The organism is Caulobacter sp. GW821-FHT05F04, from assembly GCF_059419665.1.
On the sequence record NZ_JBWKSF010000001.1, the window covers coordinates 20,351 to 35,090 of the forward strand.

The following is a 14,740-nucleotide window of genomic DNA, read 5'->3' on the forward strand; positions in this document are numbered from 1 at the left end:
TCGACCTAGCGGTTACGGCCGCCCCGCAGCTTCGACTTCTTGATGAGGCCCTCGTACTGGTGGGCCAGCAGGTGCGACTGGATCTGCGCCACGGTGTCCATGGTCACGGTCACGACGATCAGGATCGAGGTGCCGCCCAGGGCGAACTGGTTCGACTTGACCGCCATCATGACCAGCTCCGGCGCCACGCAGACGGCGGTGATGTAGCCCGCGCCGATCACGGTCAGGCGGGTCAGCACGTAGTCCAGGTATTCGGCGGTGCGCTTGCCCGGACGGATGCCCGGCAGGAAGCCACCGTACTTGCGCAGGTTCTCGGCCGTCTCCTCGGGGTTGAACACGACCGAGGTGTAGAAGAACGAGAAGAAGATGATCAGCAGCGCGTAGAGCACCAGGAACGCCGGGTGGCCGTGCTGCAGCGCGCCGACCACGCCCGGCAGCCACTGGGCCCAGGACGGCAGGTTGGCCGCATTGATGAACTGCAGGGCCGTCGTCGGCAGCAGCAGCAAGCTGGAGGCGAAGATCGGCGGAATGACGCCCGCGGTGTTGATCTTCAGCGGCATGAACGAGCTCTCGCCGCCGACCATGCGGTTGCCCTGCTGGCGCTTGGGATAGTGGACCAGCAGACGGCGCTGCGAGCGCTCCATGAACACGATGGCCAGGATGGCGGCCACGGCGCCGACCAGGATCAGGAACAGCGGGGTGTAGTTGCCCGAGGTCTGCGACTGGACCAGCAACTGGCCCAGGCTCATCGGCAAGTGGGCCACGATGCCGGCGAAAATGATCAGCGAGACGCCGTTGCCGACGCCGCGGCTGGTGATCTGCTCGCCCAGCCACATCAGGAACAGGGTGCCGCCGGTCAGGGCCACGACGGTCGAGGCGACGAAGAACACCGGACCGACGCCGCCGGCCACCAGGCCAGGCTGGGCGGACAGGCCGATGGCGATCGAGGCCGACTGGACCACGGCCAGAACCACGGCCAGGTAGCGGGTGTATTGGTTGAGGGTCTTGCGGCCCGCTTCCCCGCCTTCCTTCTTCAGCTTCTCCCACGGCGGATACACCGAGCCCATCAGCTGCACGATGATCGAGGCGCTGATGTAGGGCATCACGTTCAGCGAGAAGATGGCCATGCGCTGCACGGCGCCGCCCGAGAACGTGTTGAACATGCCGAGGATGCCCTCGGCGTTGCCGCTGAACAGCCGCGAGAACGCGGCCGGGTCGATGCCGGGGATCGGCACGTAGGTGCCCAGGCGGTAGACGACCAGGGCGATGATCGTGAACCAGATGCGCTTGTGAAGTTCGGTCGCCTTTTGGAACGACGCGAAATTCATGTTGGCTGCGAGTTGTTCGGCGGCCGAGGCCATTCAGATCCCCACGACTCTGGAGCGTGACGGCCGGACACTATCCGGCGACTCCAACGAAATTTGGCGCGGAGCCTGCTTATCCGTTTCAAACGATTTGAAAAGGGCAGGCCCAGGTAGAGGCCACAAATAGGTGAGGCTCGCCGTGATGTCACGGCGAGCCCCCTATTTCTGTCATCCCGGTCGAAACGAAGTCCCGGAAAAGCGCCAGGCGCTCACCGGGATGACATATGGCCTTAGGCTTCGGCTTGCGCCTTGGCCTTCTTGGTCACGGTGACCGAACCACCAGCGGCCTCGACGGCCTTGATGGCGGCTTCCGTGGCCGAGTAGACGGTCAGCTTCAGGGCGGTCTTGATCTCGCCCTTGCCCAGCAGCTTCACGCCGTCGAGTTCACGACGGATGACGCCGGCGGCGACCAGGTCGGCGGGAGCCAGTTCGGCGCCGGCCTTGAACTTGCCAGCGGCGACGGCTTGCTCCAGGCGCCACAGGTTCACTTCGGCGAACTCAAGGCGGAAGGGGTTGTTGAAGCCGCGCTTAGGCATACGCATGTGCAGCGGCATCTGGCCGCCTTCGAAGCCGGCGATGGCGACGCCCGAGCGCGCCTTCTGGCCCTTCACACCGCGACCGGCGGTCTTGCCCTTGCCCGAACCCGGGCCACGGCCGACGCGCATGCGGCCCTTGGTCGAGCCTTCCTGCGGGGCCAGTTCGTTCAGCTTGGTCATGTGTGCCTCTCCTTGGAGATCTGCGCCCAGCCAGCGGCTGGACTCGGCTTGTGAAAATCAGAGCGCGCTTAAAACCCCAAATCGCCAAGAAACTCAATGACGAAATGGCATTTCAAACGAAAACCACCCCGGCTTTCACCGGGGTGGCGTATTTCGTCGTCGTGTAGAGGACTACTCGACGATTTCCAGCAGGTGCGCGACCTTGCGGATCATGCCGCGGACCGACGGGGTGTCTTCCAGCGTGGACGTACGGCCCAGCTTGTTGAGACCCAGACCGGCGAGCGTGGCGCGCTGGTCCTTTTCGCGACGGATCGGGCTGCCCGTTTGGCGGACCGTGACTTGCTTAGCTTCAGCCATGACTTAACCCTCGATGGCTTCCGGCGACGAAGCGCCGTCGGCGCGACGGCCGAGGATGTCGCCAACCTTCTTGCCGCGCTTGGCGGCGATCTGGCGGGGCGACGACTGGACCTTCAGGGCCTCGAACGTGGCGCGAACCATGTTGTACGGGTTCGAGGAACCCGTCGACTTGGCCACGACGTCCTGGACACCCAGGGTTTCGAGAACCGCGCGCATCGGACCGCCGGCGATGACGCCGGTGCCGGGAGGCGCCGCGCGCATCATCACCTTGCCAGCGCCCCAACGGCCAGCGCCGTCGTGGTGCAGGGTGCGGGATTCGCGCAGCGGAACGCGGATCATCGTCTTCTTGGCTTCTTCGGTCGCCTTGCGGATGGCTTCCGGCACTTCACGCGCCTTGCCATGACCGAAGCCGACGCGGCCCTTTTGGTCGCCAACGACCATCAGAGCGGCGAAGCTGAAGCGACGGCCACCCTTCACGGTGGCGGCGACGCGGTTGATGTGGACGAGCTTTTCGACGATGTCGCTGTCGACCCGCTCTTCGGGGGCGTTGCGGTCGCGACGGTCACGGCGTTGACCGCCTTCACCGCGCTGTTGTTCACCACGAGCCATTCTGTTTCCCTTAGAAGTTCAGGCCGGCTTCGCGCGCGGCGTCGGCCAGGGCTTTCACCCGGCCGTGGAAGATGTAACCACCACGATCGAAAACGACGTCCTTGACGCCCTTTTCAATGGCGCGCTCGGCGACGAGCTTGCCCACGGCGGCGGCGGCATCCTTGTCCGCGCCCTTGCCTTCGGCTTCCAGGGTGGAAGCCGACGCCAGGGTCACGCCGCGTTCATCATCGATGACCTGGGCGTAGATGTTCTTCGACGAACGGAAGACCGACAGACGCGGACGACCGTTGGCGAGGCTCTTGAGGCGGGTGCGAACGCGCTGAGCGCGCTTGGCCGCCGATTCACGAGGAGAGAGCGCCATGGCTTACTTCTTCTTGCCTTCCTTGCGGCGAACCTTCTCGCCAGCATAACGCACGCCCTTGCCCTTGTACGGCTCAGGCGGACGAATGCGGCGGATCTTCGCGGCAATCTCACCAACCGCCTGCTTGTCGATGCCGGCGATCTTGATTTCGGTCTGCTTCGGCACAGCGAAGGTGACGCCGGCCGGAGCCTCAACGTCCACGTCGTGGCTGAAACCGAGCTGGAGGCTCAGGGCGGTGCCCTTCATGGCCGCGCGGTAACCAACGCCGACCAGTTCGAGGCTTTCCTCGAACCCGGCGGTGACACCATGCACCATGTTGGCCACCAGCGTGCGGGACAGACCCCACATGCCCTTGGCGCGCTTCGTGTCGACGCGCGGAGTCAGAAGGAGCTCAGCGCCCTCTTGCTTGACTTCGACTTCGTCGGCGATCGTCCACGACAACTGACCCTTGGGGCCCTTCACCGTGACCGTCTGACCCGCGAGCGTGACTTGCACGCCCGAGGGGATTGCGACGGCTTTCTTACCGATACGTGACATGCTCTTTCCCTCCCGCGCCTAGTAGACGCGGCAGAGGACTTCGCCGCCGACATTAGCGTCGCGTGCAGCGGTGTCCGACATGACGCCCTTCGGCGTCGAAAGGATCGAGATGCCCAGGCCGTTCTTGATCGGCTTCAGGTCCTTGATCGACGAATAGACGCGACGGCCAGGCTTGGACACGCGGCTGATCTCGGCGATCACGGGCTCACCGTCAAAATACTTGAGCTCGATCTCGAATTCGGGGAACGCGCCGGGCTTCTCGATCAGCGAGTAGCCGCGGATGTAGCCTTCATCGGCCAGCACGTCGAGGACGCGGGCGCGCAGCTTGGAAGCCGGCGTCGAGACCTTGTTGCGCTTGCGCGTGGCGGCGTTCTTGATGCGAGCGATCAGGTCGCTCAGGGGATCGTTCATCGACATCTGATCGTCCTTACCAGCTCGACTTGACGAGGCCGGGGATCTGACCCTGCGAACCCAGTTCGCGGAGCGCGATACGGCTCATCTTCAGCTTGCGGTAGTAGGCGCGCGGACGGCCCGTGACTTCGCAGCGGTTGCGGATGCGGATCGCCGAGCTGCTGCGGGGCAGCTTGGCGAGCTTGAGGCGGGCCTCGAAGCGTTCCTCGAGCGGCAGGCTTTCGTCGTTGGCGGTCGCCTTGAGCGCGGCGCGCTTCTCGGCGAACTTCTTGACGAGGGCCTTGACGGCTTCGTTGCGGTTGACGGCGCTTTTCTTTGCCATGGTGCTTTTCCCTGCCCGCTCTTAATTGGTGAACGGGAACTGGAATTCCTTCAGGAGAGCCTTGGCTTCCTGGTCGGACTTCGCAGTGGTGCAGACGATGATGTCCATGCCCCAGATCTGTTCGATCTGGTCATAGTTGATTTCCGGGAACACCAGGTGCTCCTTCAGGCCCATGGCGTAGTTGCCACGGCCGTCGAAGCTCTTGCCGTTCAGACCACGGAAGTCCTTCACGCGCGGCAGCGCGATCGTGACCAGGCGGTCCAGGAACTCGTACATCCGGTCCTTGCGCAGGGTGACCTTGCCACCGACCACCATGCCTTCGCGCAGCTTGAAGCCGGCGATCGACTTGCGGGCCTTGGTGGCGACAGGCTTTTGGCCGGCGATCGCCTGCAGGTCCTTCAGAGCGACTTGGGCCTTCTTGGAGTCGGCCACAGCCTCGCCGATACCCATGTTCAGGACGATCTTGTCCAGCTTGGGGATCTGCATCTCGTTGGTATAGCCGAACTGCTCCTTCATCGCGGCGCGGATGCGCTCGCGATAAACGGTTTTCAGCCGGGGCTCATAAGCTTGATCAGCCATTGATCACCTCGCCGGTCGTCTTGGCGACACGCACCTTCTTGTCGCCTTCGATCTTGAAGCCGACGCGGGTGGGCTTGCCCTTGGAGTCCACGATGGCGACGTTCGAGACGTGCAGCGCGGCTTCCTTTTGCTTGATGCCGCCTTGCGGTTCGGCTTGGGTCGGCTTGGTGTGACGCGAAACCATGTTCACGCCTTCCACGACAACCCGGTTTTCCTTCGGAAGAACCTGGGTCACAGCGCCTTGCTTGCCCTTGTCCTTGCCGGCCAGAACGACGACGCGGTCGCCCTTCTTGATCTTAGCGGCCATTACAGCACCTCCGGAGCGAGGGAGATGATCTTCATGTGGTTCTTGGCGCGCAGTTCACGAGGAACCGGGCCGAAGATCCGCGTGCCGACCGGCTCGCTCGCCTTGTTCACGATGACCGCGGCGTTCTTATCGAAGCGGATGACCGAGCCATCCTTGCGCTTCAGATTTTGATTCACCCGAACGACGACGGCGCGAAGCACGTCACCCTTCTTCACGCGGCCACGCGGGATGGCTTCCTTCACGGAGACGACGATGACGTCGCCCACGCTGGCGTAGCGACGGCCTGCGCCGCCCAACACCTTGATGCACATGACCCGGCGAGCGCCAGAATTGTCAGCGACTTCCAGGTTAGTTTGCATCTGGATCATGGTCTAAACCTTCCAGATTAAGCCGAAGCCTTGGGAAGTGCTTCCCAGGTCTTCAGCTTGGACTTCGGAGCGCACTCGACGATGCGAATAGCTTCGCCGGCCTTGTACGCGTTGGATTCGTCGTGCGCGTGGTACTTTTTGGACTGACGCACGATCTTCTTAAGAACCGGGTGAACGATGGTCCGTTCGACCTTCACCACCACGGTCTTGTCGCCCTTATCGGAGACGACCACCCCTTCGAGGATACGCTTGGGCATATCGTTCTCCTTAAGCCGCGGCCTTGGCGCGCAGCACGGTCTTGATCCGCGCGATATCCTTGCGGATCTCGTTGACGCGGTGGGTCTTCTCGACCTGGCCCGTGGCGGCCTGGAAGCGCAGGTTGAACTGCTCTTTCTTCAGGCTGATCAGGGTGTCGGCCAGCTGGTCGGGGGTCAGGCCCCGGATGTCAGCGATCTTCATGAGCCTCAAGCCTCCTGGGCCACGCCCGCGTCGAGGCGGGTGACAACACGAGTGCGGATCGGCAGCTTGGCGGCGCCCAGGCGGAGCGCTTCACGCGCGATATCGTCCGGCACGCCGTCGATTTCGAACATGATACGGCCCGGAGCCACGCGAGCGGCCCAGTAGTCCACGGCGCCCTTGCCCTTACCCATCCGGACTTCGGCCGGCTTGCCGGTGACCGGCACGTCCGGGAAGATACGGATCCAGACGCGGCCTTGACGCTTCATCTGGCGGGTGATGGCGCGACGGGCGGCTTCGATCTGGCGAGCCGTGATGCGCTCCGGCTCGACGGCCTTGAGGCCGTACGAACCGAAGTTCAGCAGGGTGCCGCCCTTCGAAGCGCCGTGGATGCGGCCCTTGAACTGCTTGCGGAATTTGGTCTTTTTCGGAGACAGCATAGCGATCTAATCCTTAACCGCGATCGCGACGGTTGCGGTCGCCCCGGTCGGGACGATCGCCGCGCTCACGCCCACCACCTTCGCCGGCCGGGCCGGACTCAGTGGCGAGACGCTTGTCGAGCGCCATCGGATCGTGCTCCAGCACCTCGCCCTTGAAGATCCAGGTCTTCACGCCGATGATGCCATAGGTGGTCTTGGCTTGGGCGAAACCGAAGTCGATGTCGGCGCGCAGCGTGTGAAGCGGCACGCGACCTTCGCGGTACCATTCCATACGAGCGATTTCCGCACCGCCGAGGCGGCCCGAGACGTTGATCCGGATGCCCTTGGCGCCGAGACGCACGGCCGACTGGATCGAACGCTTCATGGCGCGACGGAAAGCGATACGGCGCTCGAGTTGCTGAGCGATCGACTCGGCCACCAGCTGAGCGTCGGTTTCCGGCTTGCGGATCTCGACGATGTTCAGGTGGACTTCGCCCTCGGTCTTGATCGACAGATCCTTGCGGAGCTTGTCGATGTCAGCGCCCTTCTTGCCGATGATGACGCCCGGACGAGCGGCATAGATCGTGATGCGGCACTTCTTGTGCGGACGCTCGATGATGATGCGCGAGACACCGGCTTGGTACAGGCGCTTCTTCAGGTTGGCGCGGATCGCGAGATCCTGGTGCAGCATCTTGCCGTACTGGGCGCCGTCGGCGAACCAACGGCTGTCCCAGGTGCGGTTTACGCCGAGCCGCAGCCCGACCGGATTGACTTTCTGACCCATTAGGCGGCCTCACCCAGTTCGCGGACCACGATCGTGATCTCGGAGAACGGCTTCTCGACGCGCGTCGCGCGACCGCGGGCGCGGGGCGAGAAACGCTTCATGATCAGGTTTTTGCCCACATAGGCCTCGGCGACGACCAGGGAGTCGATGTCGAGGTTGTGGTTGTTCTCGGCGTTGGAAATCGCCGAGTACAGCGCCTTGCGGACGTCCTGGGCGATACGCTTGTGGCTGAACTCGAGCTCGTTGAGAGCGCGCTGGACGTTCAGGCCACGGATGGACTGAGCGACCAGGTTCAGCTTCCGCGGGCTGGTGCGCAGGGTGCGCACCTTGCACATCGCTTCGGCGGCCGGCAGGCGGCGTTCTTGCTTCTGCTTGGCCATGATTACTTCCTCTTGGCCTTCTTGTCGGCGGCGTGGCCCGGGAAGTTACGCGTGGGCGCGAACTCACCGAACTTCATGCCGACCATGTCTTCCGACACGGAGACCGGGACGTGCTTCTGGCCGTTGTGCACGCCGAACACCAGGCCGACGAACTGCGGCATGATGGTCGAACGACGCGACCAGGTCTTGATGACGTCCTTGCGGCCCGACGACAGAGCGGCGTCGGCCTTCTTCAGGAGGTACCCGTCGACAAACGGGCCTTTCCAGACGGAGCGGGTCATGGCTTAGCGGCCCTTCTTCGCTTTGTGGCGCGAACGGATGATGAACTTGTCCGTGGCCTTGTTGACGCGGGTCTTGGCGCCCTTGGTCGGCTTACCAGCCGGGGTCACCGGGTGGCGGCCGCCCGAGGTGCGACCTTCACCACCACCGTGGGGGTGGTCGACCGGGTTCATGGCGACACCGCGGACGTGCGGGCGACGGCCCATGTGACGAGAACGACCGGCTTTGCCGAGGTTCTGGTTCATGTGGTCGGGGTTCGAAACGGCGCCGACGGTGGCCATGCACGTATCGAGCACCATGCGCAGTTCGCCCGAGTTCAGGCGGATCTGGGCGTAGCCGGCGTCACGGCCGACCAGCTGGGCGTAGGCGCCAGCCGAACGGGCGATCTGACCACCCTTGGCGGGCTTCAGCTCGATGTTGTGGATGATCGTGCCGATCGGCAGCGTACGCAGCGGCGAGGCGTTGCCCGGCTTCACGTCGACCTTCTCGCCGGTGACGACTTCGTCACCAACCTTCAGGCGTTGCGGGGCCAGGATGTAGGCCAGTTCGCCATCGGCCTGATACTTGATCAGGGCGATGAAGGCGGTGCGGTTCGGATCGTACTCAAGACGAACGACCGAAGCCGTGCCTTGCTTACGACGCTTGAAGTCGACCAGACGGTACAGGCGCTTGGCGCCGCCGCCGCGGAAACGGACCGCGATACGGCCATTGCCGCCGCGACCGCCCGACTTGGTCAGGCCTTCAACGAGCTTCTTCTCGGGCTTGCCCTTGTGAAGTTCGCTGCGGTCGATCAGCACCAGGCCGCGTTGGCCGGGGCTGGTCGGGTTGAAATGCTTCAAGGCCATCTGATTAGAGCCCCGTCGTGATGTCGATCGACTGGCCGTCGGCCAGGGTCACGATCGCTTTTTTGACGTCGTTGCGACGCCCGACGATGCCACGGAAGCGCTTGGTCTTGCCCTTGGTCACGATGGTGTTGACCTTCGTGACCTTGACCTTGAACAGCTCTTCGACGGCGGCGGCGATTTCGTCCTTGGTCGCGTCGTTGGCCACCTTGAAGACAACCTTGTTCTGCTCCGAGAGCAGGGTCGTCTTTTCGGTGATCACCGGCGACAGGATCGTGTCGTAGTGGCGAGCGGTGGCGGCCATTAGGCGGCTTCCTTCTCAGCGAAACGCGCCGAGATCGCTTCGACCGCGTCCTTGGTCAGGACGAGGGTCTGGCGACGCAGCACGTCGTAGACGTTCAGGCCGGCGTTCGGCAGGACATCCACGTTCGGGATGTTGCGGGCGGCGAGCTTGAAGTTCGCGTCCACTTCCGGACCGGCGATGACCAGGGCGTTCTTCAGACCGATCTTGTCGAAGTTGGCGCGCAGGGCGGCCGTCTTCGCTTCGGTCAGAATGGCGCTGTCCAGGACGACCAGCGCACCCGACTTGGCCTTCGACGACAGGGCGTGGCGCAGAGCCAGGGCCCGGATCTTCTTCGGCAGGTCGAAAGCGTGGCTACGGACGACAGGGCCGTGGGCCTTGGCGCCGCCGACGAACTGAGCCGCACGGCGCGAGCCGTGACGAGCGCCGCCGGTGCCCTTTTGCTTGTACATCTTCTTGCTCGTACGAGAGACCTCGTTACGAACCTGAATCTTGTGGTTACCCGAGCGGCGCTTGGCCAGCTGCCAGGTCACGACGCGCTGCAGGATGTCGCCGCGGATTTCGTCGATGCCGAAGATGGCGTCGTCGAGATCAACGGAACCGGCCTTGCCGCCGTCCAGTTTGATGACGTCGAGTTTCATTAGCCTTCGCCCTCTTCGGTCGCAGCCGCGGAGGCCTCTTCAGCGGGGGTCTCAGCGGCGGCCGGAACTTCGCCGGCCTTGCGGAAGGCGCCCGGACGCGGAGCGTCGGCGGGCAGAGCCTTCTTCACGGCGTCGCGAACCTTCACGTAGCTGCCTTCGTGACCCGGGACAGCGCCCTTGATCAGGATCAGGCCGCGCTCGACGTCCACCTTCCAAACGGTGACGTTCAGCGTGGTGACGGTTTCTTGACCGAGGTGACCCGCCATCTTCTTGCCCGGGAACGTACGACCCGGATCCTGGCGGTTACCGGTCGAGCCGTGCGAGCGGTGCGAGACCGAGACACCGTGGGTGGCGCGGAGACCACCGAAGTTCCAGCGCTTCATGGCGCCGGCGAAGCCCTTACCGACGGTCACGCCTTGGATGTCGACCTTCTGGCCGGCGACGAAGTGGTCGGCCGTCAGTTCGGCGCCGACTTCGATCAGGGCGTTCTCTTCGACGCGGAACTCGGCGACGACGCGCTTCGGCTCAACGGCCGCCTTCGCGAAGTGACCGCGCATGGCGTTCGGGGTGTTCTTGGCCTTCTTGGCGCCGGCGCCGAGCTGGAGGGCGGTGTAGCCGTCCTTCTCAACGGTGCGCTGAGCGGTGACCTGGCAACCGTCGAGCGACAGGACGGTGACCGGCACGTGCTGACCAGCTTCGTCAAAGAAGCGGGTCATGCCGAGCTTCTTGGCGATGATGCCGGTGCGTTGGGTGGGGAGAGTCATGGATCGGCCCTCCTTACAGCTTGATTTCGACGTCAACGCCGGCCGACAGGTCGAGCTTCATCAGCGCGTCCACGGTCTGCGGAGTCGGGTCAACGATGTCGAGAACGCGCTTGTGCGTACGGATCTCGAACTGCTCGCGCGACTTCTTGTCGACGTGCGGCGAACGGTTGACGGTGAATTTCTCGATAAGCGTGGGCAGGGGGATGGGGCCCCGCACCGTCGCACCCGTGCGCTTGGCCGTGTTGACGATCTCGCGCGTGGAATGATCCAACACGCGGTGATCGAAGGCCTTGAGCCGGATGCGGATGTTCTGACGATCCATATCGCTCGGTTTCCTAGTGGGCTGCGCCCGCGTCTCGAACCATTTCAAAGACCAACTCGAACTCCCGAGAGAGCTCGTACGCAGCGTCCGCAAAACAAATGACCCCCGCGGTTTCCCGCCGGGGCTGATGACCAGATATCACACCACCCTCTCGAAAGAAGGCTTGAGGCGCTATGTCCGGGCGTCTCGCGAACCGCGTTTGAGCCCGAGAGCTCACAGCCGGTCCAACAGAGGCGCGCTTGTACGTTCCGGAATCGGTTTCGTCAAGCGCTCTGTCCGGTTCCTCGCGCCTTTGTAGGACGCGACTCGTCGGGCCGGTTCTGAATAGGCGCCCTGCCCCCGCGGCGCAAGTCCCGCGAAAACATAACGTCGGTCTGCTTTTAACCCATAAGGCCCAATGGTTAGCAAGAACGTGCGCCCGCTTGCGCGTAGGCGAAAATCTCACCCGCGCAAGTGTCACAAATTTGTATAAATCCGCCTTGAAGCGTCGCCGGCGATCTTGAGGCCAAGGTCGAACCTCCATAGATGCCGCCCCTCACCGACGGACTGGGCGGCCCCTCCCCCAACAACGACCGTCCAGCCAGCCGGTGAGCCACTCTTGTGTAAGGGGATACCCCACTATGAATACGAAGCTCTTCGCCACCGCCGCCCTGATCGCCGCCGCCGTCTCGGCCCCGGCCTTCGCCCAAAACATCGGTTCGGTCGGCGCCGCCGTGAACTACGCCGACGTCAACACCCGCGCCGGCGGCGCCAACGGCACGTCGGCCGTGCTCGACGGCTCGGTCGCCATCCCCCTCTCGGGCGCCTGGACCGTGACCGCCAACGGCGACGTCTCGATCTCGGACAATGACCTGTCGGACGAAACCGTGGCCTCGGGCGCCGTGCACCTGACCACCAAGCTCGGCGACACCGTGCGCGTCGGCGGCTTCACCGCCCTGTCGCGTCCGTCGAACGACACCCTGTGGGCGGTCGGCGCCGAAGCCCAGAAGTACCTGAACAACGTCACGCTGACGGGCCTGGTCGCCTACGGCCAGTCGAACGACCTGGACGCCGACCTGTACACCGTCCGCGGCGAAGCCCGTTACTTCGTGTCGGATAACTTCCGCCTGAACGCCGGCGCCGGCTGGTCGCGCATCGACACCAACGTCAACGCCGACCTGTGGGACGTGAACGCCGGTGGCGAATACAAGTTCGCCAACACCGGCTGGTCGACCTTCGCCAAGTACACCCACGCGGAATCGAAGGACCTGGCCAAGCTGAACTCGGACGCCGTGAAGGTCGGCTTCCGCTACACGTTCGGCGGCAGCCTGAAGGACCGCGATCGCGCCGGCGCCGACCTGGCCACGGCCAGCGACCTGTTCGGCTTCGGCGTCCGCTAAGGACGGCCTGGACCCAAGGTCCGGATATGAAGAAGGCCCCGGGAGCGATCCCGGGGCCTTCACTCTATATATAAAGACGCTCGCCGATCAGCGGCCGCCGATGATCACGTCGCCCGAACCGGCCACATGCTTCTTGACCGCGCCGTTGACCTTGGCGATGCGCACGTCGCCCGAGCCGGCGACCGAGACGTCGACATCGTCGGCCTCGCCGTTGAAGGCAACGTCGCCCGACCCCATCACATTGACTTCGACCATGCGGCTGCGGCCGCCCAGGACGGTGATGTTGCCCGAACCGGCGATATTGCCTTCCAGCTTGCCGGCGATGCTGGCCACCTTGATGTCGCCCGAGCCCGCGATGCTGGCCTCCAGGTCACCCGAGATGGCCTGAGTCGCCACGTCGCCCGAGCCGGCGATGCTGATCTCGACCGACGACGCCGTGCCGGCCTTGGTGTCGCCCGAACCGGCCTGGCTGACATGCAGTTCGCCCTTGGTGTTGGCCACGGTCCAGTCACCGCAGCCGGCATTGGCCAGGTTGACGCTGTCGGAGCGACCGATGTCGCCGAACACGGCGCCGCCAGCCTGCACCCGCACGTTCATCGGCACGCGCACGGCCACCTGCGGGAAGTTGTCGTAGGACACTTGGCCGACGCCGCGAACCTTCACCCAGACCTTGCCGTCGCGGCTGTTGCAGCTGTTGATCCGGTTCATGCGCAGGTCGCCATCGACGATCACCTCGTCGCCATTCTGGCGCACGCTCAGCGGCAGGTCGGCGTTGGTGGTGATGAACTCGACCTTCACATCGGTGCGGTTCTCGGGGATCACCACCACGCGCGCGACGGCGTCCTTGATCTTCACGGACGGTGCGGCTTGAGCGGCGCCAGCGGCGGTGACGGCGGCGGCCAGAACGGCCAGGGTGGTCAGAGCGCGCATCGATGTTCTCCCCTCGATTGCGTGTAATTCGATAAGGGGAAGCTAGCGGTCGCCCGACAAGGTTTCGACTTAATTCGAGGTCATGACCGCGATGTCATATAACGCGGGTCGCCTAGTCGACCATCATCGCGGCCAAGCTCAGTCCCAACCCCAGTCCTAGGCCCACGCCCGCCCCCAGCCTGGGATGGCGGCGCGCCATGGCGGCCATGAAGCCCGTGCCGCCCCGGATTTGGCCGACCAGGCCAGGCTCGCAGGCCACGATGCGGTCGAGCCGCCGGGCTAGCCGCGAAACGCCGAAGCCGCGCATCGACAGCCCCCGTGAGGAGGCTCGCCGCTCGATCAGCCCTTCGAACGCCGCCTCGGCCGGATCGGCGAAGTCGCGCTTGTAGGCGTCGGCGTCGACGCCGAAATCCACGCGCGTGACGCCACGCGCCGCGGCGGTCTTCAGGGTGTCCAATGTCATCAGGCTGCCCGGCGAGTATTTGGCGAAGGCCGGGTCGTAGATCGGGAACCATAGGTGATGCCGCGCGCCCGAGGTCAGGCCCAGCTCGGCGGCGACGAGCGCGCCGCCCGCCTTCAGCACCGCCAGCCGCAGCCCGAAGTCCGGCGCGTCGATCTCGGCCAGCCGGTGCAGCAGCGCGACCGTCCAGCCGCAGGCGAAGATGTCGTACTGGTGCGTGCGCGCTAGCTGAGCCCGCTTGCGATCGATGACCAGGTCGATTTCCGCCCGTGTCGGCCGCTCGAAGTCGAACGACAGCGGGCCATGATCGCGCTCCAGGGCCCGCCGACGGCGGCGCTTGTCCTTCAGGAACCGCGTGTCGCGGCTGGCCAGGTAGGCGTCAAAGCCCTGCGAGAGATCGGCGGCCATCGCGCGACGGGCCGACAGCCCCGGCCGGTCCGCCTCCCCCGCCCCGATCAGGCCGCTGACCCGCGCGCGGCGCACGCCCTCCAGGCGCGGCAACAGCGCGCCGATGGAGAGATTCGGCTCGGCGATCAGACCGTGGAAGTCGCTGAGCGGCGCGGCCAGGGGCTGCAGCAGGCCGCCCCGCTGCTGGAACGGCAGGAATCCGCGAACCGCCCCGTCCTCGCGAATGACAGCGATCCGGGCGTTCGGCGCGACCTGGCTGGCGGCCTCCACGAAGCGCAGGTCGAAATAAGGACTGGCTAGGGCGGGGTCTTCCTCGCGGAAGCGGCTCCAGAGCGCGCGCTCGGCCGCTCCCAGCTCTGAAACCGCCACGGTCTCGACATCCACGCCCACGCGCCCTCTCCCTTGGGTTGGGCGCATTAGACATAGCGGCTCCTAACAACCGCT

Annotated in this window: 26 protein-coding genes; 1 reads left to right on the plus strand and 25 read right to left on the minus strand. The window is 64.7% G+C overall.

Annotated elements, in window-relative coordinates; all coding sequences use genetic code 11:
• Positions 1 to 5 precede the first annotated feature (5 nt).
• The 23 genes from secY to AC07R7_RS00225 form a co-directional block, all read right to left on the minus strand.
• The gene (gene secY, locus AC07R7_RS00115) at positions 6 to 1,361 is read right to left on the minus strand and encodes a preprotein translocase subunit SecY (protein WP_492883854.1); all 1,356 of its coding nucleotides are present in this window, start codon (positions 1,359 to 1,361) and stop codon (positions 6 to 8) included.
• 233 nt (positions 1,362 to 1,594) lie between these two features.
• Positions 1,595 to 2,080, minus strand: coding sequence for a 50S ribosomal protein L15 (rplO, locus tag AC07R7_RS00120; RefSeq protein ID WP_125159660.1), 486 nt, complete (start codon positions 2,078 to 2,080; stop codon positions 1,595 to 1,597).
• A gap of 171 nt (positions 2,081 to 2,251) precedes the next feature.
• Positions 2,252 to 2,437 carry a 50S ribosomal protein L30 gene (gene rpmD, locus AC07R7_RS00125; RefSeq protein ID WP_099579521.1) on the minus strand — a complete coding sequence of 62 codons (186 nt, stop codon included), beginning with the start codon at positions 2,435 to 2,437 and terminating at the stop codon, positions 2,252 to 2,254.
• Between the two features lie 3 nt (positions 2,438 to 2,440).
• Complete coding sequence (gene rpsE / locus AC07R7_RS00130) at positions 2,441 to 3,046, minus strand: 30S ribosomal protein S5 (protein ID WP_096051657.1); 606 nt, start codon at positions 3,044 to 3,046, stop codon at positions 2,441 to 2,443.
• A gap of 10 nt (positions 3,047 to 3,056) precedes the next feature.
• Positions 3,057 to 3,407 (minus strand): 50S ribosomal protein L18, encoded by a 351-nt coding sequence (gene rplR / locus AC07R7_RS00135; RefSeq protein ID WP_013078658.1) that lies wholly within the window; start codon positions 3,405 to 3,407, stop codon positions 3,057 to 3,059.
• A 3-nt stretch (positions 3,408 to 3,410) separates the two neighbouring features.
• On the minus strand, positions 3,411 to 3,944 hold the full coding sequence (gene rplF, locus AC07R7_RS00140; protein WP_101719243.1) for a 50S ribosomal protein L6: 534 nt from the start codon (positions 3,942 to 3,944) through the stop codon (positions 3,411 to 3,413).
• An 18-nt stretch (positions 3,945 to 3,962) separates the two neighbouring features.
• Positions 3,963 to 4,361 carry a 30S ribosomal protein S8 gene (gene rpsH / locus AC07R7_RS00145; RefSeq protein WP_099579526.1) on the minus strand — a complete coding sequence of 133 codons (399 nt, stop codon included), beginning with the start codon at positions 4,359 to 4,361 and terminating at the stop codon, positions 3,963 to 3,965.
• Positions 4,362 to 4,371: 10 nt separating this feature from the next.
• Positions 4,372 to 4,677, minus strand: a complete 306-nt coding sequence (gene rpsN / locus AC07R7_RS00150; protein ID WP_047413112.1) for a 30S ribosomal protein S14 — start codon at positions 4,675 to 4,677, stop codon at positions 4,372 to 4,374.
• 21 nt (positions 4,678 to 4,698) lie between these two features.
• On the minus strand, positions 4,699 to 5,256 hold the full coding sequence (rplE, locus tag AC07R7_RS00155; RefSeq protein ID WP_125159661.1) for a 50S ribosomal protein L5: 558 nt from the start codon (positions 5,254 to 5,256) through the stop codon (positions 4,699 to 4,701).
• Complete coding sequence (gene rplX / locus AC07R7_RS00160) at positions 5,249 to 5,563, minus strand: 50S ribosomal protein L24 (RefSeq protein ID WP_125159662.1); 315 nt, start codon at positions 5,561 to 5,563, stop codon at positions 5,249 to 5,251. Before rplX ends, rplE begins: the two co-directional genes overlap by 8 nt.
• The gene (gene rplN, locus AC07R7_RS00165; RefSeq protein ID WP_125159663.1) at positions 5,563 to 5,931 is read right to left on the minus strand and encodes a 50S ribosomal protein L14; all 369 of its coding nucleotides are present in this window, start codon (positions 5,929 to 5,931) and stop codon (positions 5,563 to 5,565) included. Before rplN ends, rplX begins: the two co-directional genes overlap by 1 nt.
• A 17-nt stretch (positions 5,932 to 5,948) precedes the next feature.
• Entirely contained in the window at positions 5,949 to 6,188 is a 240-nt protein-coding gene (gene rpsQ, locus AC07R7_RS00170; RefSeq protein WP_492841083.1) for a 30S ribosomal protein S17, read from the minus strand.
• Between the two features lie 10 nt (positions 6,189 to 6,198).
• Positions 6,199 to 6,390, minus strand: coding sequence for a 50S ribosomal protein L29 (gene rpmC / locus AC07R7_RS00175; RefSeq protein WP_047413099.1), 192 nt, complete (start codon positions 6,388 to 6,390; stop codon positions 6,199 to 6,201).
• A gap of 5 nt (positions 6,391 to 6,395) precedes the next feature.
• Positions 6,396 to 6,827, minus strand: coding sequence for a 50S ribosomal protein L16 (rplP, locus tag AC07R7_RS00180; protein WP_125159664.1), 432 nt, complete (start codon positions 6,825 to 6,827; stop codon positions 6,396 to 6,398).
• Positions 6,828 to 6,840: 13 nt separating this feature from the next.
• Positions 6,841 to 7,590, minus strand: a complete 750-nt coding sequence (gene rpsC, locus AC07R7_RS00185) for a 30S ribosomal protein S3 (RefSeq protein ID WP_492841086.1) — start codon at positions 7,588 to 7,590, stop codon at positions 6,841 to 6,843.
• Positions 7,590 to 7,970 carry a 50S ribosomal protein L22 gene (gene rplV, locus AC07R7_RS00190; RefSeq protein WP_010919132.1) on the minus strand — a complete coding sequence of 127 codons (381 nt, stop codon included), beginning with the start codon at positions 7,968 to 7,970 and terminating at the stop codon, positions 7,590 to 7,592. Before rplV ends, rpsC begins: the two co-directional genes overlap by 1 nt.
• A gap of 2 nt (positions 7,971 to 7,972) precedes the next feature.
• On the minus strand, positions 7,973 to 8,251 hold the full coding sequence (rpsS, locus tag AC07R7_RS00195; protein ID WP_035049354.1) for a 30S ribosomal protein S19: 279 nt from the start codon (positions 8,249 to 8,251) through the stop codon (positions 7,973 to 7,975).
• Between the two features lie 3 nt (positions 8,252 to 8,254).
• Positions 8,255 to 9,094: a 50S ribosomal protein L2 gene (gene rplB / locus AC07R7_RS00200; protein WP_492841089.1), complete on the minus strand. Its 840-nt coding sequence runs from the start codon at positions 9,092 to 9,094 to the stop codon at positions 8,255 to 8,257.
• A gap of 4 nt (positions 9,095 to 9,098) precedes the next feature.
• The gene (locus tag AC07R7_RS00205) at positions 9,099 to 9,395 is read right to left on the minus strand and encodes a 50S ribosomal protein L23 (protein WP_004616934.1); all 297 of its coding nucleotides are present in this window, start codon (positions 9,393 to 9,395) and stop codon (positions 9,099 to 9,101) included.
• Positions 9,395 to 10,033, minus strand: coding sequence for a 50S ribosomal protein L4 (gene rplD / locus AC07R7_RS00210; RefSeq protein ID WP_125159668.1), 639 nt, complete (start codon positions 10,031 to 10,033; stop codon positions 9,395 to 9,397). Before rplD ends, AC07R7_RS00205 begins: the two co-directional genes overlap by 1 nt.
• Entirely contained in the window at positions 10,033 to 10,797 is a 765-nt protein-coding gene (rplC, locus tag AC07R7_RS00215) for a 50S ribosomal protein L3 (RefSeq protein ID WP_494633517.1), read from the minus strand. Before rplC ends, rplD begins: the two co-directional genes overlap by 1 nt.
• A 13-nt stretch (positions 10,798 to 10,810) precedes the next feature.
• Complete coding sequence (gene rpsJ / locus AC07R7_RS00220) at positions 10,811 to 11,119, minus strand: 30S ribosomal protein S10 (protein ID WP_004616952.1); 309 nt, start codon at positions 11,117 to 11,119, stop codon at positions 10,811 to 10,813.
• 13 nt (positions 11,120 to 11,132) lie between these two features.
• Positions 11,133 to 11,336: a hypothetical protein gene (locus tag AC07R7_RS00225; protein ID WP_492841093.1), complete on the minus strand. Its 204-nt coding sequence runs from the start codon at positions 11,334 to 11,336 to the stop codon at positions 11,133 to 11,135.
• A gap of 403 nt (positions 11,337 to 11,739) precedes the next feature.
• On the opposite strand from AC07R7_RS00225, the gene AC07R7_RS00230 reads away from it, so the two are divergent.
• Positions 11,740 to 12,498: an outer membrane protein gene (locus tag AC07R7_RS00230; RefSeq protein ID WP_492841095.1), complete on the plus strand. Its 759-nt coding sequence runs from the start codon at positions 11,740 to 11,742 to the stop codon at positions 12,496 to 12,498.
• Between the two features lie 87 nt (positions 12,499 to 12,585).
• Here AC07R7_RS00230 and AC07R7_RS00235 read toward each other — a convergent pair whose 3' ends face one another.
• Together AC07R7_RS00235 and AC07R7_RS00240 are read right to left on the minus strand one after the other, a co-directional pair.
• Positions 12,586 to 13,428, minus strand: coding sequence for a GIN domain-containing protein (locus tag AC07R7_RS00235; RefSeq protein ID WP_494633520.1), 843 nt, complete (start codon positions 13,426 to 13,428; stop codon positions 12,586 to 12,588).
• 112 nt (positions 13,429 to 13,540) lie between these two features.
• Positions 13,541 to 14,686 carry a GNAT family N-acetyltransferase gene (locus tag AC07R7_RS00240; protein WP_494633521.1) on the minus strand — a complete coding sequence of 382 codons (1,146 nt, stop codon included), beginning with the start codon at positions 14,684 to 14,686 and terminating at the stop codon, positions 13,541 to 13,543.
• Positions 14,687 to 14,740 lie beyond the last annotated feature (54 nt).

Excerpts from the sequence above, each read along its gene's own strand:
- rpsS (WP_035049354.1), bottom strand. The coding sequence starts at position 8,251 with ATGACCCGCTCCGTCTGGAAAGGCCCGTTTGTCGACGGGTACCTCCTG.
- AC07R7_RS00230 (WP_492841095.1), top strand. The coding sequence starts at position 11,740 with ATGAATACGAAGCTCTTCGCCACCGCCGCCCTGATCGCCGCCGCCGTC.
- rpsJ (WP_004616952.1), bottom strand. The coding sequence starts at position 11,119 with ATGGATCGTCAGAACATCCGCATCCGGCTCAAGGCCTTCGATCACCGC.
- rpsC (WP_492841086.1), bottom strand. The coding sequence starts at position 7,590 with ATGGGTCAGAAAGTCAATCCGGTCGGGCTGCGGCTCGGCGTAAACCGC.
- secY (WP_492883854.1), bottom strand. The coding sequence starts at position 1,361 with ATGGCCTCGGCCGCCGAACAACTCGCAGCCAACATGAATTTCGCGTCG.
- rplB (WP_492841089.1), bottom strand. The coding sequence starts at position 9,094 with ATGGCCTTGAAGCATTTCAACCCGACCAGCCCCGGCCAACGCGGCCTG.
- rplE (WP_125159661.1), bottom strand. The coding sequence starts at position 5,256 with ATGGCTGATCAAGCTTATGAGCCCCGGCTGAAAACCGTTTATCGCGAG.
- rpsH (WP_099579526.1), bottom strand. The coding sequence starts at position 4,361 with ATGTCGATGAACGATCCCCTGAGCGACCTGATCGCTCGCATCAAGAAC.
- rplC (WP_494633517.1), bottom strand. The coding sequence starts at position 10,797 with ATGACTCTCCCCACCCAACGCACCGGCATCATCGCCAAGAAGCTCGGC.
- rpsE (WP_096051657.1), bottom strand. The coding sequence starts at position 3,046 with ATGGCTCGTGGTGAACAACAGCGCGGTGAAGGCGGTCAACGCCGTGAC.
- rpmC (WP_047413099.1), bottom strand. The coding sequence starts at position 6,390 with ATGAAGATCGCTGACATCCGGGGCCTGACCCCCGACCAGCTGGCCGAC.
- rplN (WP_125159663.1), bottom strand. The coding sequence starts at position 5,931 with ATGATCCAGATGCAAACTAACCTGGAAGTCGCTGACAATTCTGGCGCT.
- rplO (WP_125159660.1), bottom strand. The coding sequence starts at position 2,080 with ATGACCAAGCTGAACGAACTGGCCCCGCAGGAAGGCTCGACCAAGGGC.
- rpmD (WP_099579521.1), bottom strand. The coding sequence starts at position 2,437 with ATGGCTGAAGCTAAGCAAGTCACGGTCCGCCAAACGGGCAGCCCGATC.
- rpsQ (WP_492841083.1), bottom strand. The coding sequence starts at position 6,188 with ATGCCCAAGCGTATCCTCGAAGGGGTGGTCGTCTCCGATAAGGGCGAC.
- AC07R7_RS00205 (WP_004616934.1), bottom strand. The coding sequence starts at position 9,395 with ATGGCCGCCACCGCTCGCCACTACGACACGATCCTGTCGCCGGTGATC.
- rplP (WP_125159664.1), bottom strand. The coding sequence starts at position 6,827 with ATGCTGTCTCCGAAAAAGACCAAATTCCGCAAGCAGTTCAAGGGCCGC.
- rplV (WP_010919132.1), bottom strand. The coding sequence starts at position 7,970 with ATGGCCAAGCAGAAGCAAGAACGCCGCCTGCCGGCCGCCGAAGCGATG.
- rplF (WP_101719243.1), bottom strand. The coding sequence starts at position 3,944 with ATGTCACGTATCGGTAAGAAAGCCGTCGCAATCCCCTCGGGCGTGCAA.
- AC07R7_RS00235 (WP_494633520.1), bottom strand. The coding sequence starts at position 13,428 with ATGCGCGCTCTGACCACCCTGGCCGTTCTGGCCGCCGCCGTCACCGCC.
- rpsN (WP_047413112.1), bottom strand. The coding sequence starts at position 4,677 with ATGGCAAAGAAAAGCGCCGTCAACCGCAACGAAGCCGTCAAGGCCCTC.
- rplD (WP_125159668.1), bottom strand. The coding sequence starts at position 10,033 with ATGAAACTCGACGTCATCAAACTGGACGGCGGCAAGGCCGGTTCCGTT.
- rplX (WP_125159662.1), bottom strand. The coding sequence starts at position 5,563 with ATGGCCGCTAAGATCAAGAAGGGCGACCGCGTCGTCGTTCTGGCCGGC.
- rplR (WP_013078658.1), bottom strand. The coding sequence starts at position 3,407 with ATGGCGCTCTCTCCTCGTGAATCGGCGGCCAAGCGCGCTCAGCGCGTT.